The sequence below is a fragment of the Thioalkalivibrio sp. K90mix genome, from assembly GCF_000025545.1.
In the GTDB taxonomy this organism is placed as follows: Bacteria; Pseudomonadota; Gammaproteobacteria; order Ectothiorhodospirales; family Ectothiorhodospiraceae; genus Thioalkalivibrio.
The window spans coordinates 2,720,055-2,744,800 of sequence record NC_013889.1; the positions used below are offsets into that span (position 1 = coordinate 2,720,055).

27 protein-coding genes are annotated in these 24,746 nt (G+C 66.2%); 4 read left to right on the forward strand and 23 right to left on the reverse strand.

The features are described 5' to 3' along the window. Positions 1-129 precede the first annotated feature (129 nt). Positions 130-1,539, forward strand: coding sequence for a glutamate--ammonia ligase (glnA, locus tag TK90_RS12940; protein WP_012983938.1), 1,410 nt, complete (start codon positions 130-132; stop codon positions 1,537-1,539). 84 nt (positions 1,540-1,623) lie between these two features. Here the strand turns inward: glnA and TK90_RS12945 are convergent, their stop codons facing one another. Together TK90_RS12945 and TK90_RS12950 are read right to left on the reverse strand one after the other, a co-directional pair. Further along, positions 1,624-2,517 (reverse strand): lysophospholipid acyltransferase family protein, encoded by an 894-nt coding sequence (locus tag TK90_RS12945; protein WP_012983939.1) that lies wholly within the window; start codon positions 2,515-2,517, stop codon positions 1,624-1,626. Continuing rightward, entirely contained in the window at positions 2,492-3,289 is a 798-nt protein-coding gene (locus TK90_RS12950; protein ID WP_041444367.1) for an ATP-binding protein, read from the reverse strand. The genes TK90_RS12945 and TK90_RS12950 overlap by 26 nt, the downstream gene beginning before the upstream one ends. 210 nt (positions 3,290-3,499) lie before the next feature. Between TK90_RS12950 and TK90_RS12955 the strand changes: the two genes are divergently transcribed. The 3 genes from TK90_RS12955 to dtd all read left to right on the forward strand — a co-directional run bounded on the left by TK90_RS12955 (position 3,500) and on the right by dtd (position 5,289). Further along, positions 3,500-3,790 carry a hypothetical protein gene (locus tag TK90_RS12955; RefSeq protein ID WP_012983941.1) on the forward strand — a complete coding sequence of 97 codons (291 nt, stop codon included), beginning with the start codon at positions 3,500-3,502 and terminating at the stop codon, positions 3,788-3,790. Positions 3,791-3,862: 72 nt separating this feature from the next. After that, positions 3,863-4,849, forward strand: coding sequence for a prolyl aminopeptidase (gene pip, locus TK90_RS12960; protein ID WP_012983942.1), 987 nt, complete (start codon positions 3,863-3,865; stop codon positions 4,847-4,849). After that, positions 4,846-5,289: a D-aminoacyl-tRNA deacylase gene (gene dtd / locus TK90_RS12965; RefSeq protein WP_012983943.1), complete on the forward strand. Its 444-nt coding sequence runs from the start codon at positions 4,846-4,848 to the stop codon at positions 5,287-5,289. Before pip ends, dtd begins: the two co-directional genes overlap by 4 nt. Before the next feature lie 78 nt (positions 5,290-5,367). Here the strand turns inward: dtd and TK90_RS12970 are convergent, their stop codons facing one another. The 21 genes from TK90_RS12970 to rpmH form a co-directional block, all read right to left on the reverse strand. Further along, positions 5,368-5,664 carry a hypothetical protein gene (locus tag TK90_RS12970; RefSeq protein WP_012983944.1) on the reverse strand — a complete coding sequence of 99 codons (297 nt, stop codon included), beginning with the start codon at positions 5,662-5,664 and terminating at the stop codon, positions 5,368-5,370. 109 nt (positions 5,665-5,773) lie between these two features. Next, positions 5,774-7,624 (reverse strand): glutamine--fructose-6-phosphate transaminase (isomerizing), encoded by a 1,851-nt coding sequence (gene glmS / locus TK90_RS12975; RefSeq protein ID WP_012983945.1) that lies wholly within the window; start codon positions 7,622-7,624, stop codon positions 5,774-5,776. Positions 7,625-7,918: 294 nt separating this feature from the next. Beyond that, positions 7,919-9,298 carry a bifunctional UDP-N-acetylglucosamine diphosphorylase/glucosamine-1-phosphate N-acetyltransferase GlmU gene (gene glmU / locus TK90_RS12980; protein ID WP_081616947.1) on the reverse strand — a complete coding sequence of 460 codons (1,380 nt, stop codon included), beginning with the start codon at positions 9,296-9,298 and terminating at the stop codon, positions 7,919-7,921. A gap of 70 nt (positions 9,299-9,368) precedes the next feature. After that, positions 9,369-9,788 carry a F0F1 ATP synthase subunit epsilon gene (locus TK90_RS12985; RefSeq protein ID WP_012983947.1) on the reverse strand — a complete coding sequence of 140 codons (420 nt, stop codon included), beginning with the start codon at positions 9,786-9,788 and terminating at the stop codon, positions 9,369-9,371. 12 nt (positions 9,789-9,800) lie between these two features. Continuing rightward, the gene (atpD, locus tag TK90_RS12990; protein WP_012983948.1) at positions 9,801-11,177 is read right to left on the reverse strand and encodes a F0F1 ATP synthase subunit beta; all 1,377 of its coding nucleotides are present in this window, start codon (positions 11,175-11,177) and stop codon (positions 9,801-9,803) included. A 58-nt stretch (positions 11,178-11,235) separates the two neighbouring features. Continuing rightward, entirely contained in the window at positions 11,236-12,096 is an 861-nt protein-coding gene (atpG, locus tag TK90_RS12995; RefSeq protein ID WP_012983949.1) for a F0F1 ATP synthase subunit gamma, read from the reverse strand. Positions 12,097-12,108: 12 nt separating this feature from the next. Beyond that, complete coding sequence (atpA, locus tag TK90_RS13000; protein ID WP_012983950.1) at positions 12,109-13,650, reverse strand: F0F1 ATP synthase subunit alpha; 1,542 nt, start codon at positions 13,648-13,650, stop codon at positions 12,109-12,111. Positions 13,651-13,663: 13 nt separating this feature from the next. Beyond that, positions 13,664-14,200 (reverse strand): F0F1 ATP synthase subunit delta, encoded by a 537-nt coding sequence (locus TK90_RS13005; protein ID WP_012983951.1) that lies wholly within the window; start codon positions 14,198-14,200, stop codon positions 13,664-13,666. 9 nt (positions 14,201-14,209) lie between these two features. After that, the gene (locus TK90_RS13010) at positions 14,210-14,680 is read right to left on the reverse strand and encodes a F0F1 ATP synthase subunit B (protein WP_012983952.1); all 471 of its coding nucleotides are present in this window, start codon (positions 14,678-14,680) and stop codon (positions 14,210-14,212) included. Positions 14,681-14,733: 53 nt separating this feature from the next. Next, entirely contained in the window at positions 14,734-14,970 is a 237-nt protein-coding gene (atpE, locus tag TK90_RS13015) for a F0F1 ATP synthase subunit C (protein ID WP_012983953.1), read from the reverse strand. Positions 14,971-15,021: 51 nt separating this feature from the next. Then, complete coding sequence (gene atpB / locus TK90_RS13020) at positions 15,022-15,864, reverse strand: F0F1 ATP synthase subunit A (RefSeq protein ID WP_018139738.1); 843 nt, start codon at positions 15,862-15,864, stop codon at positions 15,022-15,024. Between the two features lie 31 nt (positions 15,865-15,895). Then, positions 15,896-16,282 carry an ATP synthase subunit I gene (locus tag TK90_RS13025; RefSeq protein WP_012983955.1) on the reverse strand — a complete coding sequence of 129 codons (387 nt, stop codon included), beginning with the start codon at positions 16,280-16,282 and terminating at the stop codon, positions 15,896-15,898. Positions 16,283-16,414: 132 nt separating this feature from the next. Beyond that, on the reverse strand, positions 16,415-17,257 hold the full coding sequence (locus TK90_RS13030; protein ID WP_012983956.1) for a ParB/RepB/Spo0J family partition protein: 843 nt from the start codon (positions 17,255-17,257) through the stop codon (positions 16,415-16,417). Positions 17,258-17,554: 297 nt separating this feature from the next. Continuing rightward, complete coding sequence (locus TK90_RS13035; RefSeq protein WP_012983957.1) at positions 17,555-18,310, reverse strand: ParA family protein; 756 nt, start codon at positions 18,308-18,310, stop codon at positions 17,555-17,557. Next, positions 18,307-18,936 (reverse strand): 16S rRNA (guanine(527)-N(7))-methyltransferase RsmG, encoded by a 630-nt coding sequence (gene rsmG, locus TK90_RS13040; RefSeq protein WP_012983958.1) that lies wholly within the window; start codon positions 18,934-18,936, stop codon positions 18,307-18,309. The genes TK90_RS13035 and rsmG overlap by 4 nt, the downstream gene beginning before the upstream one ends. Next, a complete protein-coding gene (mnmG, locus tag TK90_RS13045) occupies positions 18,926-20,800 on the reverse strand; it encodes a tRNA uridine-5-carboxymethylaminomethyl(34) synthesis enzyme MnmG (protein ID WP_012983959.1) in 1,875 nt (624 codons plus the stop codon). The genes rsmG and mnmG overlap by 11 nt, the downstream gene beginning before the upstream one ends. Before the next feature lie 111 nt (positions 20,801-20,911). Continuing rightward, positions 20,912-22,225, reverse strand: a complete 1,314-nt coding sequence (gene mnmE / locus TK90_RS13050) for a tRNA uridine-5-carboxymethylaminomethyl(34) synthesis GTPase MnmE (protein ID WP_012983960.1) — start codon at positions 22,223-22,225, stop codon at positions 20,912-20,914. A 7-nt stretch (positions 22,226-22,232) separates the two neighbouring features. Then, positions 22,233-23,936, reverse strand: a complete 1,704-nt coding sequence (gene yidC / locus TK90_RS13055; protein WP_012983961.1) for a membrane protein insertase YidC — start codon at positions 23,934-23,936, stop codon at positions 22,233-22,235. Between the two features lie 8 nt (positions 23,937-23,944). Continuing rightward, complete coding sequence (gene yidD / locus TK90_RS13060; protein ID WP_012983962.1) at positions 23,945-24,202, reverse strand: membrane protein insertion efficiency factor YidD; 258 nt, start codon at positions 24,200-24,202, stop codon at positions 23,945-23,947. Then, positions 24,199-24,549 carry a ribonuclease P protein component gene (gene rnpA, locus TK90_RS13065; RefSeq protein ID WP_012983963.1) on the reverse strand — a complete coding sequence of 117 codons (351 nt, stop codon included), beginning with the start codon at positions 24,547-24,549 and terminating at the stop codon, positions 24,199-24,201. Before rnpA ends, yidD begins: the two co-directional genes overlap by 4 nt. Positions 24,550-24,571: 22 nt before the next feature. After that, a complete protein-coding gene (gene rpmH, locus TK90_RS13070; protein ID WP_012983964.1) occupies positions 24,572-24,712 on the reverse strand; it encodes a 50S ribosomal protein L34 in 141 nt (46 codons plus the stop codon). Between the last annotated feature and the right edge of the window lie 34 nt (positions 24,713-24,746).

A 24,746-nucleotide genomic window follows, 5' to 3' on the forward strand; every position in this document is an offset into this window, starting at 1 on the left:
ATCCGGAACCACCGTCACAGGGCCATTCCGGCGAAATGGCATGATGCCTGCATAGAACCGCATCGTAGTCGCCCCACCCGAATCGGGACGGCGAACCCAAAGACCAAGAGCAAACCTAAGGAGACTCCCATGTCCGCAGCCGACGTGCTGAAACAGATCCAGGAAAAGGAAGTCCGCTTTGTCGACTTCCGCTTCACCGACTCCAAGGGCAAGGAACAGCATGTCACTGTGCCGGCCCATGAACTCGACGAAGAGGCCTTTGAAGAAGGCAAGATGTTCGACGGCTCCTCGATCTCCGGCTGGAAGGGCATCAACGAGTCCGACATGATCCTGATGCCGGACGCGGAGTCCGCCGTCCTCGATCCGTTCTTCGAAGACATGACCATGAACATCCGCTGCGACGTGGTCGAGCCGGCCACCATGCAGGGCTACGACCGCTGCCCGCGCTCCCTGGCGCGCCGCGCCGAGGCCTACCTGCAGAGCACCGGCATCGCCGACACCGCGCTGTTCGGTCCGGAGAACGAGTTCTTCGTGTTCGACGACGTGAAGTGGGGTGCCGACCTGTCCGGCTCCTACTGCCGCGTGGACTCCTCCGAGGCCTCCTGGAACTCCGAGCGCGTCTACGAAGACGGCAACATCGGTCACCGTCCGGGCGTGAAGGGGGGCTACTTCCCGGTCCCGCCGGTCGACAGCCTGCACGACATCCGCTCGACCATGTGCGAAGTGATGACCGAGATGGGCCTGCACACCGAGGTACACCACCACGAGGTCGCCACCGCCGGCCAGTGCGAGATCGGTGTCGGTGCCGCGACGCTGACCCAGAAGGCGGACGAGGTACAGATCCTGAAGTACGTGGTCCAGAACGTCGCCCACATGCACGGCAAGACGGCGACCTTCATGCCCAAGCCGATCGTCGGCGACAACGGCTCCGGCATGCACGTGCACCAGTCGCTGTCCAAGGACGGCAAGAACCTGTTCTCCGGCGACCTGTACGGCGGCCTGTCCGAGACCGCGCTGTACTACATCGGCGGCATCATCAAGCACGCCCGCTCGCTGAACGCCTTCACCAACCCGTCCACCAACAGCTACAAGCGCCTGGTGCCGGGCTTCGAGGCGCCGGTGATGCTGGCCTACTCCGCGCGTAACCGCTCGGCCTCTCTGCGCATCCCGTTCGTGATGAGCCCGAAGGCCCGCCGCATCGAGCTGCGCTTCCCGGACTCCACCGCCAACCCGTACCTGGCCTTCGCCGCGATGCTGATGGCCGGCCTGGACGGCATCCAGAACAAGATCCACCCGGGTGACGCGATGGACAAGAACCTCTACGACCTGCCGCCGGAAGAGGAAAAGGGCATCCCGCAGGTCTGCCATTCGCTGGACCAGGCGCTGGAAGCCCTGAACCAGGATCGCGAATACCTGACCCAGGGTGGCGTGTTCACCGACGACATGATCGATGCCTACATCGACCTGAAGATGGAAGAAGTCACGCGCATGCGCATGACCACCCACCCGGTCGAGTTCGACATGTACTACAGCCTGTAAGGCACCCGCTTCCGGCCCCTCGGGGCCAGAGGCACTGGCCGCCGCGACCTCCGGGTCCGGCGGCTTTTTTGTGCGCGGACGCCCTCAACGATAGGGGTCGGGCTGGCCTTCGGGGGCCGGATAAAAGCGCTTGTAAGCCCAGTTGTACTGCTCCGGGCAGCGCCGCACCAGGGCCTCCACGTGGGCATTGATCGCCGCAGCCGCGCGGCCGAAGTCGCGGTCGGCCACCTCGGGGCCCGCCTCGATCTCGTGATAGCGAAAACCACGGCCCCGCGGCAGGCGTTCGGCGAACAGGAACACGACATGATCCTCGCGCCCACGCAGCAGGCGCGGAAGCAGGGTCATGGTCAGCGCCGAGCGGCCAAAGAACGGGGCATGCGTACCGGAGGCGCCCTTCGGGCTCTGATCCGGCAGGATCCCGATAATCTCGCCACGATCACGCGCCTGCTGCAGCACGCGCAGCCCGGAGCGATCGGCCGGGGCCAGGGTGGCACCCGTCGAGGCACGCGCCTCGCGCACCCAACGGTCGATCTCGGGGGTCTTGAACGGGCTGTACAGGGTGGCCATCGGCCCGTGGCAGGCGGCCTGCAGCCCGGCGAACTCCCAGGAACCCAGGTGCGGGGCGCACAGAAACAATGCGCGCCCGCCCTCGCGTTCGCGCAGGCGGGCGTATCGGGCCGGCTCCGCCAGTCGCTCCAGGGTTTGGGCAGAGGCCTGCCAGAGCCAGGGGGACTCGGTCAGCGCCCGACCCATGGCCATCAGCGATCCGCGCCCGACCCGACGGCGCCAGGCGGCATCCTTGTCGGGAAAACAAAGCTCGAGGTTGCGGCGGGTGATCCGGGCGGAACGCGTCGGTCCATACCAGGCCAGCGCGCCAATCAGCCCGCCCAGCGCATGGTTCACGCGCAGCGGCAGACGGGCGAGCAGGCGCAGGCCGCCCGCGATCAGCCGGTCACGCAGATACCGGCGTTCGGCCATGACCGTGGGGTTCGGATGAGTCGGCCGGCTCTGCCCGCGGCGGGATGCCACCCTCGGTCATCAGCGGCTTGAGGGTCGTGCGCAGGTTGCGGAACAGTCTGGGGTGCTGTGCCTCCTCCTGTGCGAGGAGCTGTTTCATGTGCTCGCGCTGGGTGGGCATCGCGAAGCAGGCCGGGCAGTTGTCGAGGATCACCGGCAGCCCGGCGGCCTCGGCGAAATCCCGCGTCTGGCGCTCGCGCACGTAGACCAGCGGGCGGATCACCCGCAGGTCGCCGGCGTCGATCGCGTAATGCGCCTTCATCGTGCGCAGCTGGCCACCGTGGAAGGCACTCATCATGAAGCTCTCGGCCAGGTCATCCAGGTGCTGCCCCAGCGCCAGCACGTTGTAACCGTGTTCGCGTGCGGTGCGATACATCAGGCCGCGTTTCATGCGCGAGCAGAAGGAGCAGAACGAGTCGTTGTCCATGTGCTCGCCGGCCAGCTCCGCGATCGGTTCGGAGACGAAGTGATACGGGATGCCGTAACCACCGAGATAGTCCATCAGGCGCTGCGGTTCGAAGCCCTCGATCTCCGGGTTGATCGTGACCGCGCCAACCTCGAAGCGCACCGGTGCCCGCCGCGCCAGGTTGTGCAGCAGCCACAGCAGCGTCAGCGAATCCTTGCCGCCGGACAGCCCGACGAGGATGCGATCACCCTCGCGGATCATGTCGAAGTCCGCGATGGCGCGGCCGGCCTGGCGGCGGATGGAGGCGGGGACGGTGGGCGTTTCCATGGCCCGCAACATAGGGCGGCGAGGCCTGCTTCGCAAGCGCCGCCATATCCGCAGCGGTTGCCGGATGGCGCCCATTGTCGGTGCAGGCACACACCGTTATGCACCCGGTAGAAGCAATAAATCCCGGCGCCCGCCAGCGACTGCGGGCCAGCCGCATGGCACCGGGTTTGCATACGGTTTGGACAGGCGCTTCAACGGTGGGGGACCGATATGCACGATCGCAAGCGCTTGAGCCTGGCCGCCGAGCTGCGCCGGAACCTGCGCGCGGAGTTCCCGGCAGTGGCGCGTCTGTCGGTCACCAACCCGGACTTCATGGAGGCCATCCTGGACTACGCCTCACGCTCGCAGTCGAGCGCCGCCCAGGCCGCCGCGCTTTCGCTGCGCAGCGAGTTGCAGCGTTCGGGACACCTGGCACCGCCGGAAGCTGCGCCGGACTCGCCGGAACGCCGCGTGGAGCCGCAACGGCGCCGGGTCTACCGGGGGCAGATCATCGACGAATAGACGGACTGCGGACTTTCCCTGCGCGAGCGTTTTGGCGACACTCGGGGCCCGCAATCTAGGAAACACTGATCAATGGACACCCTGTACCCGGAGATCGAACCGCACAACACAGGAAGGCTCGCGGTCGGTGACGGCCACGAGCTCTATTTTGAAGAATGTGGCACACCCGACGGGATCCCGATCGTGTTCCTGCACGGGGGGCCAGGCTCGGGCTGCGAGCCGTGGCATCGGCGCTTCTACGACCCGCAGCGCTACCGCATTGTGCTGTTCGACCAGCGCGGCTGCGGGCGTTCGACGCCGCACGCGAGCCTGGAGGCCAACACGACCTGGCACGCGGTGGCCGATATCGAACGCCTGCGCGAGCACCTGGGGATCGAGCGCTGGGCGGTGTTCGGCGGCTCTTGGGGTTCTACCCTGGGACTGGCCTACGCCCAGGCCCACCCGGGGCGGGTGCTCGGTCTGATCCTGCGCGGCGTATTCCTGTGCCGGCCGCGGGACATCCAGTGGTTCTACCAGTCGGGGGCCGACCGCCTGTTTCCCGAGGCGTGGGCCCACTACCTGAAGCCCATCCCGCCGGACGAACGCAACGACCTGGTCGGGGCCTACTACCGTCGGCTGACCGATCCGGATCCGGCGATCCGGCACACGGCGGCGCGCGCCTGGTCAGGCTGGGAGGGACACACCTCCTGCCTGATCCCGAACGACGACGTGATCGCCCATTTCGACGATCCGGATGTCGCCGTGAGTTTGGCGCGGCTGGAGTGCCACTACTTCATGCACGACACCTTCCTGGAACCGGACCAGCTGCTGCGCGACGCCCCACGCCTGCGCGACATACCGGGCTGGATCGTGCACGGGCGCTACGACGTGGTGTGCCCGGTGGAGCAGGCGGTGGAACTGCATCGGGCCTGGCCACAGGCACGCATGGCGATCGTCGCCGATGCCGGGCACTCGGCGGCCGAGCCAGGCATCGTGCGCAAGCTGGTCGCGGCGACCGATACCCTGGCCGATGATCTTGAGGGGCAGGTCGCGGGCGGGACCGGGGCTGCCTCGGGGTGATCGCTCTGATCCAGCGGGTAACCGAGGCCGCGGTGGACATCGGCGGCGAGCGCGTTGCGGCGATCGGCCCGGGGCTACTGGCACTGGTCGCGGTGCAACCCCAGGACAGCGAGTCGGCCGCCAGGCGGCTGCTGGAGCGCGTACTCGGCTACCGCGTGTTCGCGGATGCCGAAGGCCGCATGAACCTGAGCCTTCAGGATACCGGCGGCGGGCTCTTGCTGGTGCCGCAATTCACGCTGGCCGCCGATACGCGCAAGGGTATGCGGCCGAGCTTTACCAGCGCCGCGAACCCAGAGCATGGCCAGGCGCTGTTCGAATATCTGGTGCGCCAGGCGCAGGCGTCACACCCGCAGGTCGCCAGCGGGCGCTTTGGTGCGGACATGCAGGTCAGCCTGGTGAACGACGGCCCGGTGACCTTCTGGCTGGAGACGCGCGCCTGAGAAGCCCTGACCGACGCCCCAAAACAAAAGACCCGGCGCAAAGGCCGGGTCTTCGACATCACCAGTCAGGAGACCGGATCAGGCGGCGCGACGCAGGAACGGGCGCTGGCCGGACTGCACAGCACGGCGGATGAAGTCGGCGCGGCCGGACTCGCGGCCATTCAGGTTGTCGGCGCACTGGGACGGCTCGTAGGCGGCCGCGGACAGCATCACCTCAAGCTCGCAGAGGTCGACCTTGGGCTCGGTCAGTTCCTCGGGGGTCACGTTCAGCTTGCGGCCAACGTTCCAGAACATGCGCGGGTTCCAGAGTTTGGTCTGGATACGCGGGGACTGAAACAGGGTGACGCAGCGGTTGTTGAGCTCTTGCTGATCCATGGGATACTCCTGATCGTACGGTTATTCGAGCGCGCCCGAATCTAGCCGACCCGCCCGGCGAATACAAGCGTTTCCTGATAGAAACTCCGCGGGGACCGCGTGCGAGGGGCTATTCCACCGTCACCGATTTCGCCAGATTGCGCGGCTGATCGACGTCCGTGCCCTTGAGCACGGCCGTATGGTAGGCCAGCAACTGCAACGGCACGGTCAGCAGGATCGGCGCCAGCCAGGGGCTCAGGGGCTCGCTCTGCGGCAGGCCGATCCAGATATCCTCCGGGGCCAGGGTGCGCGCCGCACTGGACTCGCCAATCACGATCAGCTGGCCACCCCGGGCGCGCACCTCCTGCAGGTTGCTGGAGAGCTTCTCCAGCTGCGCGTCGTCGGGGGCCACCGCAACCACCGGCATCTCGGTGTCCACGAGCGCGAGCGGTCCGTGCTTCAGCTCGCCCGAGGGATACGCCTCGGCATGGATGTAGGAGATCTCCTTCAGCTTCAGCGCGCCCTCCAGGGCGATCGGGAAATGGGCCCCGCGCCCGAGGAACAGGGCGTGCTGCCGCTCCATCAGACCCTCGGCGACGCGTGCGACTGGAGCGTCCAGGGCCAGAATGCGCGCGACCTGATCCGGGAGACTGCGCAGGGCGGCGACGGCAGCCGTGCGTTCCTCGGCGGTCATGCTGGCCGCTGTGGCAGTCTGGCCCAGCAGGAGTACGAGGGTCGCGAGGGCGGCCAGCTGAGTCGTAAACGCCTTGGTCGAGGCGACGCCGATCTCGGGCCCGGCATGGGTCATCAGCACCAGATCGGCGGCACGGGCCATGGTGCTCTCGGGGACATTGCAGATAGCCAGACGAGCCAGGAACGGCTCGTCCTGGGACTGGCGCAGCACGGCGAGGGTATCGGCGGTTTCCCCCGACTGGGAGATCACCACCAGCAACGTGCCCGGGGCGAGCACGTGGCGCCGATAGCGGTACTCACTGGCCACATCGACGCGGGCGGGGAGTCCCAGGTGCTCTTCGATCCAGTGGGCCGCGACCATGCCGGCGTGATAGCTGGTGCCGCAGGCCACGACCTGCACAGCGCGGACATCGACCAGGCGCTCGCTGGTACCGGGCCCGAGGATATTCTCCAGCACGGCGTCCGCGCCCAGACGACCGGACAGGGTCTCCTCCAGCGCGTGCGGCTGCTCGTAGATCTCCTTGAGCATGAAGTGGCGGTATTCGCCACGATCGGCAACGCTTGCCTGACAGCGGCTCTCGCGGATGCCGCGCTCGACCGGCTGGCCGTGCAGGTCCTGGATCTCCACTCCCTTGCGCGTCAGGCGGGCGATATCCCCGTCCTCGAGGTCGACGAACCGCTGGGTCACCGGCAGCAGGGCCTGGATATCCGACGCGGCGAAGAACTCGCCGATCCCCAGGCCCAGGATCAGCGGGCTGCCGGAACGCGCGACGATCAGCTCGTCCGGATAGTCGACAAACACCGCCGCGATCGCATAGGCGCCTTCAAGGTCGGCACAGGCCCGGCGCATGGCCTCGAGGGGCGCGGACCCGTCGACCAGGGCCTGCTCGATACGATGGGCGATGACCTCGCTGTCGGTTGCCGATACGCAAGGCCAGCCAGCGGCGGCCAACTCGTCTCGCAAACGGGCGTGGTTTTCGATAATGCCGTTATGGACGATGGCGACCCGGCCGTCACGGGAACGGTGGGGGTGGGCATTCACCTCGGTGGGCGGCCCGTGGGTGGCCCAGCGCGTATGGGCGATGCCCACCGGCCCTTGCAGGCCGGCCGCGCCGATCTGTTCCTCCAGGGTGGCCACCTTGCCAACCGCACGGACGTCACGTAGCGCGCGGTCCTCGATGACGGCTACACCGGCGGAGTCGTACCCGCGGTATTCCAGTCGATGCAGACCCTCGACGAAGATCGGGACCAGGTTGCGCTCACCAATACCTGCCAGCAGACCGCACATGGAAGCTCCTCAGGGAAACAATGATGAATGTACACGCTCGCGCTCGAGTCGCTTTTGCGTGCGAACAAGGCGCGGCGACTGCTGTGCGGTCATTCTGCACAAGGGAGCCGCAACGCCGTTCCCGCGCCCGTTTTTGATCAACAACGGGCGGCCGAGCCCCGTGGGGTCGGCACCCCAGGTTCCCCGATCCTGCGTTGCGCCGCTTGCGGGTAGAACCACTACCCGCTGCACGACGCGCCTTGTCTCGGAAAACCTGGGGTACCAACGCGAGTGCGTACATTCATCATTGTTTCCCTAGTCAGATTTCTTTTTGGGGCGCGGCCAGTCCTGGATAACGCGCGGGCGTGCACGGGTCAGCGCCAGCGCACGCGGGTCGACATCGTCGGACAAGGTCGAGCCCGCCCCCACCGTCGCGTCATCGCCGATGCGGATGGGCGCCACCAGGGCCGTGTTGGAGCCGATGAACGCTCGCTCGCCGATCTCGGTGCGATGCTTGTTGGCACCATCATAGTTGCAGGTAATCGTCCCTGCGCCCAGATTGGCGCCGGCCCCGACGCTGGCATCCCCGACGTAGGTCAGGTGGTTCGCCTTCGCGCCCGGACCCAGCGTGGCGTTCTTGATCTCGACAAAGTTGCCGACGCGGGCACCGGGGCCGAGCTCGGTCCCCGGGCGCAGACGGGCGAACGGCCCAACATTGGCCCCCTCGCCGATCCTTACACCTTCCAGGACACTGTGTGCCGCGACCTGCGTGCCGGATCCAATCTCGCAATCGCGCAACACGCAGCCGGGGCCAATATAGACATCGTCCGCCAGCGTCACCGTGCCCTCGATCACGACGTTCACGTCGATCGAACAGTCGTGTCCGAATTTCAGGACGCCGCGCACATCCAGGCGCGCGGGGTCCGCCACTGCGAGACCATCCCGCATCATCCGGGAGCACTGCTCCGCCTGGTGCAGGCGCTCCTGGACGGCCAGCTGCTCGCGGTCGTTCACACCGAGCACGGCGACGGGATCGGAACTGCGAACGACATCGATCACCCGTCCTTGACCTCGTGCCACGGCCACAATGTCGGTCAGATACCACTCGCGCGGCCCTGCCGGATCGGGCTCGCAGGAAGCTAGCCAACCACGCAAGTCCCCGGCCGGTGCGGCGAGCACGCCGGTATTGATCAGGTCGACCGCACGTTCCCCGCTGGTGGCCTCCTTGTGCTCGACGATCCGCTCCAGCTGGCCCGCGGCATCGAGGATCAGGCGACCGTATCCGGTGGGGTCGGGAACCTGAGCGGCCAGGACGGTTACGCCAGTGCCGCGAGCACAGGCCTCCAGGTCCGCGACCGGGATCCGCGGGACGTCCCCATAGGTCACCAGGACACGCGCATGGTCGGGGATGTGCTGCAGGGCCTGATAAACCGCATGCCCGGTCCCCCGCGGCTCGCCCTGGTCGATCCAGTCAAGTGCGGGGACGTGCTCGGCAAATGCGGCTCGCACACGTTCCTGTTCGTGGCTGACCACGACGTGGAGCGCGTCGGCTTCCAGCGGCGCCACGCGTTGGAGGACATGGTCCAGCAGGGGGCGTCCGGCTAGAGATTGCAGGACCTTGGGGAGGCGCGACCGCATGCGCGTCCCCTTGCCGGCCGCGAGGACCGCGATATGAAGGGGTGTCGTCTCAGGCATGGGTGCAATCATAAAGGGCCAACCGAATCGGTTGGCCCTTGGGGTCGGTCATTCGTCGCAGTTTGCCGGATTATTTCCGGCGCAACTTCTGGATCATCTGCAGGCGGGCGGCGGCCTCCACGAGTTCCGCCTGCGCCTTGGCGTAGTCGAAATCGGCCTTGGAGTTCTCCAGGGCCTCCTCCGCACGTTTCTTCGCCTCCAGCGCCTCGGCCTCGTCGAGATCCTTGGCCCGCACCGCCGTATCCGCCAGGACCGTCACATGATACGGCTGCACCTCGAGGATACCGCCCGAGACGAACACCGGCTGCGGCTCGGCGCCTTCCTTTTCCAGGATGCGCAGCTCGCCCGGGTTCAGGCGCGCCAGCATCTGGGTGTGGCCCGCATAGACACCGACCTCGCCACCCTCGGCCGGGGCCGCGATCATCAGCGCGGTCCCGGAGTAGATGGACTCCTCGGCACTGACCACATCCACGTGCATCGTCATGGGCATGTTGCTCACTCCTTAGCCGAGCTTCTCGGCCTTCTCGACGGCTTCCTCGATGGTGCCGACCATGTAGAAGGCCTGTTCGGGCAGATGGTCATACTCGCCAGCCACGATGGCCTTGAACGCGCGGATGGTGTCCTTCAGGGACACGTACTTGCCCGGCGCCCCGGTGAACACCTCGGCCACGAAGAACGGCTGCGACAGGTAGCGCTGGATCTTTCGCGCACGGGCCACGACCAGCTTGTCGTCTTCCGACAGCTCGTCCATGCCGAGGATCGCGATGATGTCCTTCAGCTCCTTGTAACGCTGCAGAGTGTTCTGCACCGCACGGGCGGTGTCGTAGTGTTCCTGCCCGATGATCTGCGGGTCCAGCTGGCGCGAGGTCGAGTCCAGCGGATCCACGGCCGGGTAGATGCCCAGCTCGGCGATCTGGCGCGAGAGCACGACGGTCGCATCCAGGTGCGCAAAGGTCGTGGCCGGCGACGGGTCGGTCAAGTCATCCGCCGGCACGTAGACCGCCTGGATGGAGGTGATCGAGCCCTTCTTGGTCGAGGTGATGCGCTCCTGCAGCACACCCATCTCTTCCGCCAGGGTCGGCTGGTAGCCCACCGCGGACGGCATACGTCCCAGCAGCGCGGAGACCTCGGTCCCGGCCAGGGTGTAACGGTAGATGTTGTCGATGAACATCAGCACGTCGCGGCCTTCGTCACGGAAGAACTCGGCCATCGTCAGGCCGGTCAGCGCGACACGCAGGCGGTTACCCGGCGGCTCGTTCATCTGGCCGTAGACCAGGGCCACCTTGTCGAGGACGTTGGAGTCCTTCATCTCGTGGTAGAAGTCGTTCCCTTCACGGGTACGCTCGCCCACACCGGCGAACACGGAGTAACCGGAATGCTCGATCGCGATGTTGCGGATCAGCTCCATCATGTTCACGGTCTTGCCCACGCCGGCACCGCCGAACAGGCCGACCTTGCCGCCCTTCGCGAACGGGCACAGGAGATCGATCACCTTGATTCCGGTTTCCAGCAGCTCGGTGGAGCCCGCCTGCTCGTCGAAGGTCGGGGCGGCACGGTGGATCGACCAGGTTTCCTGGGCCTCCACGTCGCCGGCGTTGTCCACCGGGCGGCCGAGCACGTCCATCACGCGGCCCAGGGTCCCCTTGCCGACCGGCACGGAGATCGGCTTGCCGGTCGCGGTGACCGGGGTCTGACGCTTCACACCCTCTGTGGTCCCCATGGCGATCGTGCGCACGACGCCGTCACCCAGCTGCTGCTGGACTTCCAGGGTCAGGCCGTTTTCCAGGGTCAGGGCGTCGTAGACCTTGGGCACTTCGCCGTGGGGGAACTCCACGTCCACGACGGCGCCGATGATTTCGACAATTTTTCCGGAACTCATTTGTTCATCCTCGTAAGTCGTAATTCGTGCCGAGCCGATCGATTCGTGCCGGCGGGCGCTAGACCGCAGCCGCGCCGCTGACGATCTCGGAGATCTCCTGGGTGATCGCGGCCTGGCGCGCCTTGTTGTAGACGAGCTGCAGGTCCTTGATCATCGTGCCGGCGTTGTCGGAGGCCGACTTCATCGCGACCATGCGCGCGGCCATTTCGCAGGCCACGTTCTCGACCACCGCCTGGTAGATCAGCGACTCGACATAGCGCTCGAGCAGGGTATCCATCACCGGAACCGTATCGGGCTCGTAGATGTAGTCCCAGTGATGCTTCAGAGACTCGTCCTTGCTCGGCGCGGTCGGCAGAAGCTGGGTCGCCTCCGGCTGCTGGGTCATCGTGTTGACGAACTTGTTCTCCAGCAGCACGACGCGGTCGACCTTGCCATCGCGGAAGTTGTCCAGCACCACCTTGATGGAGCCAATCAGGTCCGTGATGTGCGGGCGATCACCCAGATCGCGCGCCTCGGCCACGATGTTGCCACCCAGGCGCTTGAAGAACTGCAGCGCCTTGTTGCCGACGACGCACAGGTCCACCTCAACGCCCTCTTCGCGGTAACGCCGCATCTCGCCGACGGCCTTCTTGAACAGGTTGGTGTTCAACCCGCCGCATAGGCCACGATCGGTCGAGACGATGATCAGCGCCACACGCTTCACTTCGCGCTCGACCATGAACGGATGCTTGTACTCCGCGTTGGCCATCGCGACGTGACCGATCACGTCGTGGATCTTCCGGGCGTAAGGCCGGGACTCTTCCATGCGGTCCTGGGCCTTGCGCATCTTGGACGCTGCGACCATCTCCATGGCCTTGGTGATCTTCTGAGTATTCTGGATACTCTTGATCTGCGTCCGGATCTCCTTAGTGCCCGCCATTGCGTGCTCCCGTTACCAGCTGTGCTTGGCCTTGAACTCTTCCAGGGCCTTCTTCAGCTTTTCCTGGATGGAGTCGTTGTAGTCGCCAGAGCTGTTGATTTCGTCCAGGAGCTCCTTCTGCGAGGAACGCGCGTAGGCGATCAGTTCCTTTTCGAAGCTCACGACCTTGTCCGCCTCGACGTCATCGAGGTAGCCCTCGTTGGCGGCGTACAGCGAGAATGCCATTTCGCCGATGGACATCGGCTGGTACTGGCCCTGCTTCATCAGCTCGGTCACGCGCTTGCCGCGGTCAAGCTGCTTGCGGGTCAGCTCGTCGAGATCGGAGGCGAACTGCGAGAACGCAGCCAGTTCGCGGTACTGCGCCAGCGCCAGACGCACGCCACCACCCAGCTTCTTGATGATCTTGGTTTGCGCGGCACCACCGACTCGGGAGACGGACAGACCGGCGTTGATCGCCGGGCGGATGCCCGAGTTGAACAGGTCGGTCTCGAGAAAGATCTGGCCGTCGGTGATCGAGATCACGTTGGTCGGCACGAACGCCGAGACGTCACCTGCCTGGGTCTCGATGATCGGCAGCGCGGTGAGGGAACCGGTCTGGCCCTTCACTTCGCCGTTGGTCAGTTGCTCGACGTAGTCGGCGTTCACGCGCGAGGCGCGCTCCAGCAGACGCGAGTGCAGGTAGAAGACGTCACCCGGATAGGCTTCACGGCCCGGGGGACGGCGCAGCAGCAGCGAGACCTGACGATAGGCCCAGGCCTGCTTGGTCAGGTCGTCATAGACGATCAGGGCGTCTTCGCCGCGATCGCGGAAGTACTCGCCCATCGCGCAGCCGGCGTACGGGGCGATGAACTGCATCGCGGCCGACTCGGAGGCGTTGGCGGCGACGATGATGGTGTTCTCCATCGCGCCGGCCTCTTCCAGCTTGGCCACCACGGAGGCGACCGACGAGGCCTTCTGACCCACGGCGACGTAGATACACTTAACGCCGGAGTCCTTCTGGTTGATGATCGCGTCGATGGCCACCGCGGTCTTGCCGGTCTGGCGGTCGCCGATGATCAGCTCGCGCTGGCCGCGACCGACCGGGACCATCGCGTCGATCGCCTTGATGCCGGACTGCAGCGGCTGATCAACCGACTGGCGGTCGATAACACCGGGGGCAATCTTCTCGATCGGGCTGGTGACGCCAGTGTCCACCGGGCCCTTGCCGTCGATCGGGCGGCCGAGGGAATCGACCACGCGGCCCAGCAGGCCCTCGCCGACCGGCACTTCCAGGATGCGACCGGTGCACTTCGCGGTATCGCCTTCCTTGATGTGCTTGTAGTCACCCAGGATCACGACGCCGACAGAGTCGCGCTCGAGGTTGAGCGCCATGCCGAAGGTGTCGCCGGGGAACTCGATCATTTCGCCCTGCATGACATCGCCGAGGCCGTGCACGCGAGCAATGCCGTCGGTCAGGCTGACCACGGTGCCCTCGGTGGAGGCCTCGGAGGAGGCATCGAATTTCTCGATGCGCTGTTTGATCAGATCACTGATCTCGGAGGGATTCAGTTGCATGTTAAATATCCTCTTAGCGACTCAAATTGGCAGCCAGGCGGTTCAGCTGGCCTCGCACGGAGCCGTCGATTACCAGGTCGCCGGCGCGGATGATGGCCCCGCCGAGCAGGGAGCTGTCGACTGAACACTCGAGATCGACTTCGCAGCCCAGGCCTTTGGCCAGGGCATCGTGGATCTCTTTCTCCTGCGCCTGCGTGAGCTTGCGGAAGGCGATTACGTCGGCGTGGACGCGCTTTTCGGCCTCGGCCTTCATCGCGGAGAACGCGTCGTAGACGGCGGGCAGCGCGGGTAGGCGACCATTTTCGGCCAGCAGCCGAACCAGGTTGCCGGCCTCGGGGCCGACCTTGTCGCCGGCCACGTCCAGCACGAGCTGCGCGCGATCGGCACGCGGGAGCCGCGGGTTGGAGAGGAGACTGTGCATCTGCGAGTCGGCGGCGATGGCCGCCAGCAACTCGAGCTGCTCGGCCCAGCCAGCGAGATCGTTTTTCTCCTGGGCCCGCTCGAAAGCGGCGCGGGCGTAGGGTCGGGCGACCGAAATCAGGTCTGACATAACGTCTCCTTAGAGCTTGGCCGCGAGCTTCTTCAGCAGATCGCCGTGGGCCTTGGCATCGATCTCCTTGGCCAGGATCTGCTCGGCACCGGCAACCGCCAGCTGGGAGACCTGCTTGCGCAGTTCTTCCTTCGCACGGTTGATCTCCTGCTCAATCTCGGAGTGCGCCTGTTCCTTGATACGCTCGCCTTCCTCGCGCGCGGTGGTCTTGCTTTCCTCGACCAGCTCTGTCGCACGCTTCTGCGCAGAGGCCATGATCTCGTTGGCCTGCTGCTTGGCCTCCTTGATCACCGCGGTCGCGCGCTCCTGGGCGAGCTCCTGTTCCTTTTCGCCACGCTCGGCGGCGGCCAGGCCGTCCGCAATCTTCTTGCGGCGCTCTTCCAGGGCGGCGGACATGGGCGGCCAAACGTAGCGCATCGTGAACCACACGAATACGGCAAACGCCAGGAGCTGGCCGATGATGGTCAGATTGATATTCATCCTGCTACCTCAGGTTGACGAGTGGAGGGGACCTCGGGACTCGCTCAGCCTTGTTAACCCAGGGCGAACAGAACGTACAGGCCGATACCCACGCCGATCATCGGCACGGCGTCGGTCAGACCCATCACGATAAAGAACTGAGTACGCAGCATCGGGATCAGTTCCGGCTGACGCGCGGCGCCTTCCAGGAAGCGACCACCCAGGGTACCCACGCCGATGGCGGCGCCGACAGCGGCCAGACCCAGAAGCAGAGAGCCAGCCAGGACGATCAGAGCGTTAGCCATTTCCATTTTTGTATCTCCAGTCGAGTGTTGAAACGGTCAGTTTGAAGGTGAATCGAATCAGTGGTCTTCGCTGTACGCCATGTCCAGATAGACGACGGTCAGCACCATGAAGATGAAGGCCTGCAGCGGCACCACGAGAATGTGGAAGATCGCCCAGCCGACATGCAGCACACCACCGGCCAGACCCAGGATCAGGCCCGCGGAGTACATAACGCCGATCAGGATGAAGATCATCTCCGCCGCGTACAGGTTGCCGAACAGTCGCAGGGCGAGCGATGCGGGCTTGGCCAGCAGGTTGATGAACTCCAGCGCGAAGTTGATCACCCAGAAGATCGGCTTCAGGAACACGATGTTGGTCTGGAACGGGATGCCCGTCAGTTCCTTGATAAAGCCCACCGGGCCCTTGATCTTCAGCGAGTAGTAGATGATCAGGACGAACACGCCCAGCGCCAGACCCGCGGTCACGTTGATGTCCGTGGTCGGCACGATCTTGAAGTAGGGGATACCCAGCAGATAGGCGATGTGCGGCAGCAGATCCACCGGCACCAGGTCCATCAGGTTGAGCAGGAAGATCCAGACAAAGATGGTCAGCGCGAGTGGTGCGACCATGTCGTTCTTGTGCTTGAACGAGCCACGGACGTTGTCGTTAACAAAGTCCATCGTCATTTCGACAAAGTTCTGCCAGCCACCCGGGACGCCAGCGGTGACCTTCTTGGCGGCAGCGCGAAACGTGAGGATAAACAGGAGGCCAAGACCAATCGACCACAGCATGGAGTCGACATGGATCGCCCAGAAGCCCATTTCGGCGGCCTGGGTGCTGGTCGTGGCGAAGCTCAACCCGTTCTCGGGGTGGAGCCCAAAGGTGAGGTTCGTGAGATGGTGAGCAATGTGCTCTTCCATCGTGGGCAGTTCGCTTTCTGAAGCCATGCAGTTATCTCGTCATTGCTTGATCAGAAACCCGGTGCAGCCACCAGAGCGGGGCCAGATGCACCAGGAGGAAGATGCCGAACAAAGCCAGCAAGTTCGGCTCGTCCAGGTAAGCGAACGCCACCCCGAATGCCACCGCGATGATTACGAGTCGTCCCAGCTCGGCGCCCATCATTCGCGCCGTGAGCGAGCCCACCTGATCAGAGCGGTAGGCTCGAAACACAACGACCGCGGCCACGGCATTGCCGAGGGTCGCGGTCAAGCCGCCGACCATGGCCGAGATCGCCACGATCGGGGGGAACAGGGCCAGTAGTAGGCCCGACAGTATCAGCGTTAGGGCGAGCTGCAGACCGATCGATTGTAAGGCGTGTCTGAAGCGTCGCGGTGTCATTCAGCGGATGGGCACACCCACCCCTCTCCCAAAAAGTGCGCGCATTATAAGAGCACCCTTCTATTAGGTCAAACCGTTATGGGGTGGCCAAAGGGGCGTGGGGAGAGGCTTTGGGCGAGGCAGACGGGCTTTTTACTGGATGTGTTCGAGGATGCCGTCGAGCTCGTCGAGGCTGTTGTATTCGATGACCAGTCGGCCCTTGCCCTGGCGGTTGTAGCGGACCTGGACGGGGGCCCCGAGGCGATCAGACAGGCGGCTTTCGAGTTGCCGGACCTCTGGCGAGGGGCCGGCCTCCTTGCGCGGCTCCGGCTGCGCCGAGAGGACCTTCTTGACCAGTTGCTCGGTGGCGCGGACGGTCATGTCACGCTTGACGACCGTCGCGGCAACCCCCGGCTGGTCGTCCAGCGGCAGGGCCAGCAGAGAGCGGGCATGGCCCATCTCCAGCCGGCCCTCGTTCACATGTTCCTTGACCACGTCGTGCAACTCCAGCAGACGCAGCAGGTTGGTGACGGAGGTGCGCGAACGGCCGACCGCGTCGGCAGCCGCCTGGTGGGTCATCTCGAACTCGTCGATCAGGCGCCGGATGGCCTGGGCCTCTTCCAGCGGGTTCAGGTCCTCGCGCTGGATGTTCTCGATCAGCGACATCGCGGCCGCGGCCTGGTCCGGGATATCGCGGACCACGGCGGGCACGCTCTCCAGTCCCGCGATCTGGGCGGCGCGCCAGCGGCGCTCGCCGGCAATCAGCTCGAAGCCACCCTCGACCCGCCGGACGACGACCGGCTGGACAATGCCCTGGGCGCGGATCGATTCGGCCAGCTCCGCGAGCGCGGGCTCGGACATATGCACGCGCGGCTGATACTGACCGCGGCGGATCTGGTCGATCGGCAGCTGCGCCAGGGAGTCGCTCTCGTCGCCGCCGCTTTGTGCCCCCGACAGGAGGGCATCGAGCCCGCGGCCCAGTCCACGTTTTGCCATCGTTTCAGTCCTGCTCGTCTAGGGAAACACTGATTAATGCACGCGCTCGCGCTCGAGTCGCTTTTGCGTGCGAACAAGGCGCGGTGACTGCCGTGCAGCATTCTGCACAAGGGAACCGCAACGCCGTGCGCGCGCAAAAGCGGCCGAGCCCCTTCGGGGTTGGCACCCCAGGTTCCCCGATTCTGCGTTGCGCCGCTTGCGGGTAGAACCACTACCCGCTGCACGACGCGCCTTGTCTCGGAAAACCTGGGGTGCCAACGCGAGCGTGTGCATTAATCAGTGTTTCCCTGGGCGCGATCAGCGGCGCAGCATCTCGCCGGCCAGCGCGAGGTAGGCCACCGCCCCGCGTGAGGAGGCATCATACAACAAGGCCGGTTGACCAAAGCTGGGGGCCTCGGCCAGACGGATGTTGCGCGGGATCACAGTCCGGAACACGCGTTCGCCGAAATGCCCGGTGAGCTGGTCGGAGACGTCGCCGGACAGGCGGTTGCGCGGATCGAACATGGTGCGCAGCAGCCCGGCGATGCGCAGCTGCGGGTTCGGGCCCTTCTGGATACTCTCGATTGTGCGCATCAGCGCGGTCAGGCCCTCGAGTGCGTAGTACTCGCACTGCATCGGGATTACCACCCCGTCGGCGGCCACCAGCCCGTTGACCGTCAACAGGTTCAGCGAGGGCGGGCAGTCGATCAGGATGTGATCGTAGTCGCCGGCCACCGGGGCAAGGGCGTCGCGCAGCCGATATTCGCGTCGCTCCTGATCCATCAGGCGCACCTCGGCCACGGTCAGGTCCCCGTTCGCCGGCACCAGATCGAAACCGCCCTCCACGCGGTGGGCGGCCTCCGGTACCGTCGCCTGGCCCAGCAGCACCTCGCAGGAGGTCGGGTCGTCGGCGTGCTTGTCGACGCCCGAACCGGTGGTGGCATTACCCTGCGGATCGAGGTCCACGACCAGCACGCGCTTGCCCAGCCGGGCGAGCGAGGCGGCGAGATTCACGCAGGTCGTGGTCTTGCCCACCCCGCCCTTCTGATTGGTGATGGCCAGCGTATCGGTCACGTCTCGGCTCTCTCGATAATGGCGATGTGCCGCTCGGCAGTCTCGCCGGGAATGGTAACCGGGTCCACGCTCCGGTACGACCACGGGGCCGGTAGCGGCGCGTCCGCCACCGAGCGCTGCCCGAGCATGGCCAGCACCCGCCCGCCCGTGGCCACCTGCGGTGCGACGCGCGCGACCATGTCCGCCGGGGCCTTGAAGGCCCGCGCCAGCACCGTGGTGTAGGGCGCGGCGGGTCGGAAATCCTCGATCCGCATATGCACGGCCTCGACCCGGCTCAGCCCGGCCAGCCCGATCACGTTGCGCAGGAAGCGGATGCGCTTGGCTGCACTGTCCAGCAGGCAGAAATCGCGCCGGCGCTCGCAGGCGGCCAGCACAAAGCCCGGCAGGCCCGCGCCCGTCCCGACATCCAGGATGCGGTCCCCGTGAAGATACGGGCGCAGGGTCAGGCTGTCGAGGATGTGGCGGGGGATCCACTGCTGGGGGTCACGCACGGCGGTCAGGTTATGCACCCGGTTCCAGCGCCCGAGCTGCTCGAGATAGATCGCCAGGGCCTCGATGGCGGCTGCGTCCAGCGCCCACTCGTCGGCGACGGCGCCCAGGGCCGCCCGCCAGTCGTTACTCGCCACTGGCGCGCTGCTTCAGGTGAACAGCCAGAGCCGAAAGCGCGGCCGGGGTCACGCCCGGGATGCGCTGGGCCTGACCCAGCGTGTGCGGACGGAATTCGGCGAGTTTCTGGCGGATCTCGTTGGACAGACCATGCACCCGCGCGTAGTCGAGGTTGTCCGGCAGCGCCGTCTGATCGGCCTTCGCCTGGCGCGCGACCTCGGCCTGCTGGCGTTCGATGTACCCGGCGTATCTGGCCTGAATCTCGGCCTGCTCGCGCACGTCCGGCGTGCAGCCCGCATCCAGTTCCGGGAGTGCCTGCATCAGGGCGTCATAGTCGGCCTCCGGTCGGCGCAGCAGGTCGAGCAGTGTGGCATCCGGCTCCGGGGCCTTGCCGAGGAGCTCGACCAGGGCCGGGCGGCTGCGCTGATCCCGGTCCGGTCGCGTCTGTGCAAGCCTGCTCATTTCCGACTCGATCGCGGCGGCGCGGCGCTCGAACCGTGCCCAGCGGGCATCGTCGACCAGGCCATGTTCGCGCCCGACCGGGGTCAGGCGCAGATCCGCGTTGTCCTCGCGCAACAGCAGCCGGTACTCGGCGCGCGACGTGAACATGCGGTAGGGCTCCTGCGTGCCGCGGGTGACCAGGTCGTCGATCAGCACACCGATATAGGCCTCGGAACGCTGCGGGATCCAGGGTTCGGCGTCCCGGGTCAGGCGGGCGGCATTCAGTCCGGCGACCAGGCCCTGGGCGGCGGCCTCTTCGTATCCGGTGGTGCCGTTGATCTGCCCGGCGAAGAACAGATTGGCCACCTCCCGCGTGGCCAGCGATGGGCGCAGGCCGCGCGGGTCGAAGTAGTCGTACTCGATCGCGTAGCCCGGACGGGTAATGCGCGCGTGCTCGAAGCCCTCGATGCTCTGCACCAGCGGCACCTGGATCGCATAGGGCAGGGAGGTGGAGATGCCGTTTGGGTAGAGCTCGTGGGTGGTCAGCCCCTCCGGCTCGACGAAGACCTGGTGGCTGGTCTTGTCGGCAAAGCGCACGACCTTGTCCTCGATCGAGGGGCAGTACCGCGGTCCGGTGCTGTCGATCTGGCCGGAGTACATCGGCGCCTGATCGAGGTTGGCGCGGATCAGGTCATGGGTCCGCTCGCTCGTACGCGCGATATGACAGGGGCGCTGTTCCGGGTGGTCGCCGGGCGAGCCGGTGAACGAGAACACCGGGCGCGGGTCATCGCCCGGCTGCACCTCGAGGCGCGAGAAGTCGACACTGCGCCCGTCGATGCGCGGCGGGGTGCCGGTCTTCAGGCGCCCGACCGCAAAGGCCATATCGCGCAGGCGCGCGGCCAGGCGCACGCTCGGCGGATCGCCCGCCCGCCCGCCCGGCTGCTGGGTCAGCCCGGTATGCATCTGGCCGTTGAGGAAGGTCCCCACCGTCAGCACGACGGCGCGAGCCGTAAACGCAAGGCCCGCCTCGGTGACCACACCGGTCACGCGATCGCCCTCCATGGTGATGTCGGCCACCGGCTGCTGGAAGATCTGCAGATTCGGTTCGGCCTCCACGAACTGGCGGATGGCCTGGCGGTAGAGCTGCCGGTCGGACTGGGCGCGGGTCGCGCGCACCGCCGGACCCTTGCGCCTATTGAGGATGCGGAAATGGATGCCGGCGGCATCCGCCGCGCGCGCCATCACGCCCCCCAGGGCATCGATCTCCTTGACCAGGTGGCCCTTGCCAATGCCGCCGATCGCCGGATTGCAGCTCATCTGGCCAATGGTCTCGATGTTATGGGTCAGCAGCAGCGTGCGCGCACCCGCGCGTGCCGCGGCCAGAGCGGCCTCGGTGCCGGCGTGTCCGCCGCCAATCACGATGACATCAAATTCTTCTGCCATGACCTCTTGAAACCCGGCCGCTGGGCGGCCCGAAAAAGTAAAATCAGCAGTTTAGCAGGAGTGGCGGTGGCGTCGAAGCGGCCGCATGGGGATCCATGTTTCCCTACGCCATCACTTGCCGATGCAGAAACCGGCGAAGATCTCGCCGAGCAGGGCCTCGTGGTCCTGGCGACCCAGCAGGGCGTCCAGCGCCGCTTCGGCCAGGCGCAGCTCCTCGGCGATCAGGTCGGGCGCGGCGCTGGCCTCAATGCGGCCCAGATGCAGCGCCGCCAGGCGCAGGCCATCGAGGTGGCGCGCACGCACGCTGAAGCGCTGCTGCCCGCCCTCGCTGGCACCCAGCCGCTCGACGATGGCCTGCTTGAGTTCATCAATGCCCGCACCGGTGCGCGCCGAGATGACGATCCCCTCTGTAGATCGGGAATCCGCGACGCAATCCTGCTTGTTCCAGACCGTGAGCCGCGGGATCTCGGGCGGGGCCTCCAGCTCGGGGACGGCCTCCGGCCGGGTCAGATCCCGAAGGTCCAGGATCAGGTCGGCCCCGGTCGCAGCCTCGCGGGCGCGCTGCATCCCGATCTTTTCCACAGGGTCGTCGCTGGCGTGCAGCCCGGCGGTGTCGATCAGTTCCACCGGGATCCCGTGGATGGCGATCGGCGAGCGCAGTACGTCCCGGGTGGTCCCGGGGCGGTCGGTGACGATCGCCACCTCGCTCTCGGCCAGTCGATTCATCAGGCTGGACTTGCCGACATTGGGGGCACCGACCAGGGCCAGACGCAGGCCCTGGGCGAAATAGCGGGCCGGGCGCAGGCGCTCGAGGAGCGCGAGGATGGTCGTGTGCAGGACCTCCGTCCGCCGGGCGATGTCCGGGGCGGCCTCGGATTCGAGGTCAGTCTCGCCGAAGTCGATCTCGGCCTCGATGATCACACGCATGTCGCGGATGGCCCGGGAGACCGGCTCCAGCTCGGCGGCCAGTGCCCCGTCGAGGCTGGAGCGGGCCAGGCGCGCGGCCTGGGTCGTCTGGGCATGGATCAGGTCGGCGACGGCCTCGGCCTGCGCGAGGTCGAGGCGGCCGTTCAGAAAGGCCTGTTCGGTGAATTCGCCCGGCCGCGCGCGGCGCGCACCGAGGCCGACCGCCGCCGCGACGAGTGCCTCCAGGAGCACCGGGCTGCCGTGGCCTTGCAGTTCGACCACGTCTTCACCGGTATACGAATGGGGCGCGGGGAAATAGAGGATCAGGCCATCGTCGATGGTCTCGCCGCTGGCCGGATCAGTGAGGCGGCCGTAATGAGCTTGGCGTGGTCGCAGGCGGTCGCGCCCGGTCAGGCGCCGGGCGATCACCAGCGACTGGGGGCCCGACAGACGGACCACGCCAATGCCGCCGACCCCCGGCGGGGTGGCGACCGCGACGATGGTATCCGCCACGGTCACGGCCCGGTCAGCTCTTCTGCTTGTCCGGGTCCTCGCCGCCCTCGATCTTGCGCGTGATGTACCACTGCTGGGCGATGGAGAACAGGTTGTTGGTGAACCAGTACAGCACCAGGCCCGCCGGGAAGAAGGCGAAGAAGATCGTGAACACGAATGGCAGCGCCATGAAGATCTTCTGCTGCACCGGGTCCATCGGCGGCGGGTTCAGCTTGTACTGCACGAACATGGACACGCCCATCAGGATCGGCAGGATGAAGTACGGATCACGCGAGGACAGATCCTGGATCCACAGCCACCACGGGGCCTGACGCAGTTCCACGCTCTCCAGCAACACCCAGTACAGGGCGATGAACACCGGGATCTGCACCAGGATCGGGAGACAGCCACCCAGCGGGTTGATCTTCTCCTTCTTGTACAACTCCATCAGCGCCTGGTTCATGCGCTGCTTGTCGTCCTTGTAGCGTTCCTTCAGGGCCTGCAGCTTGGGCGCAACCTTGCGCATGCGCGCCATCGAGCGATAGCTGGTGGCGGACAGCTTGAAGAACGCGAGCTTGATCAGGATGGTGAGCAGCACGATCGACCAGCCCCAGTTGCCGACGACGCTGTGGATCAGATCCAGCAGCCAGAACAGCGGCTTGGCCAGGAAGGTGAACATCCCGTAGTCGACGGTCAGTTCCAGGCCCTGGGCGATCTGGGAAAGCTCGTCCTGGAGCTTCGGCCCAACCCACAGTCGGGTCTGCAGCTGCCCGCTCTCGCCCGGGCGCACGGTCAGGGGCTCGGCCGAGTGCAGGCCGATCAGGTATTCCTCGCCAACCTCGCCAGGCACGGAGCGGGCATACAGCGCGTTCACCTCGTCATCGCCCGGGACCCAGGCAGAGACGAAATAGTGCTGGATCATCGCGACCCAGCCGCCATGCAGGCGTTGCTGGATGGGGTCGTCGGCGAGCGACTCGAAACGCTCCCGCTGGTAACTGCCGTCGAAATACGCGGCCCCCGTGAACGTATACAACCACCAGGACTCGCGGTCCGGGGTCGGCCCGTGGCGCAACTGTCGATACTGGCGCCCACTCCAGGTGGAATCGCCCTGGTTGCGGACCTCGTAACCCACCTCGATCAGATGAGTCCCGCGGGTAAAGGTGTAGGTCTTGATGACCTCGATCTCGCCATCGTCCGAGACCCAGCGCATCGGGACCTGAAGGGTATCGTCGCCCTCGGCCATCTCGAAGTGGTCGCCGTCAACCTCGAAATTGGCGTGGTGCGAGGGGGCCCGCCCCTCCATCGCGCGGTCGTTGACGCGGTCGTGCGTCAGGCCACTCTGAGCCACGTAGCCGCGCACGCGGTGGTCAAACAGGCGAACCGGAACCAGCGGGTCATCCTGCAGATCGCGCGGATACTGCAGCAGGTCTGCGCGCAGGATGGTGCCGCCACGGGTGTCGATCAGCAGCTCGTGCTTGTCGGTGCGGACGGTGAACTGGCGACGATCCGGCTCCTGGATCGGGCTGATCTCGGACACATCCGCGGCGGCACGTGGATCGTCCTCGTCCTCGAACTGGGGCGCGTCGGGGACATCCTCCGGGCGGGCATCGGGATCCTCCGCCTCTTGCTCGGCCGTTTCCGGCTGGGCAGGGGTGCCGTAGTCCTGGTTCCAGGCCTGCCACATCAGGAACAGGACAAAGGCCAGGCTGAGCCACAAAAGGGGACGCAAGTTATCCATGAGCGCGACTATTTCCGGGATCGATGCGAGTGGGCGGACAGATGGGGTTCCGGCACGGGGTCATAGCCCCCGGGGGACCACGGGTGGCAACGCAGAATGCGCCGCAGTCCGAGCCAGAAGCCGCGTGTGACGCCGTGTTTTTCCACCGCCTCGACGGTGTAGGCCGAGCACGTCGGGTAATGCCGGCAATGCGGCGCCATGAACGGGGAGATGCCGTACTGATAGGCCCGAACCGGCAACAGGGCAATCTTGCGTACAAGGGTCATTGCAGGCGATCCAGCAGCGTTTCCATCTCCGAGCGCAGGGCCCGTCGGTCACAGGTGCCCGCACCGGCGCGGGCCAGGACAATCAGGTCCACCGGTGGCAGCGCCGCGCGGCGTTGGCGGAAGGCCTCGCGCACGATGCGCTTGACCCGGTTGCGATCCGTGGCGTTGCGCACATGGCGCTTGGCGATCGCGAGCCCCAACCGGGGCTCGCCGCCGCCCTCGCGGGCACGATACAGCAGCGTCAAATAGCGGCCACGGATCGGACGCGCGTCGGCGAAGACGTGCCGGTAATCAGCACCGACCAGCAAACGCGCCTGGCGCGGGAAGCCCTGCGCCCCGGCGGTCATGATGGCCAGCCGGACAGCGCGATCAGTTGGTCGGGCAGAGACGCTTGCGGCCTTTGGCGCGACGGGCGTTCAGGACCTTGCGACCGCCACGGGTGGCCATGCGGGCACGGAAGCCGTGGGTACGGGCGCGGACAAGCCGACTCGGTTGAAAGGTGCGCTTCATGACGAATCTCGGACAATGGGATAAAGGGCGGAGA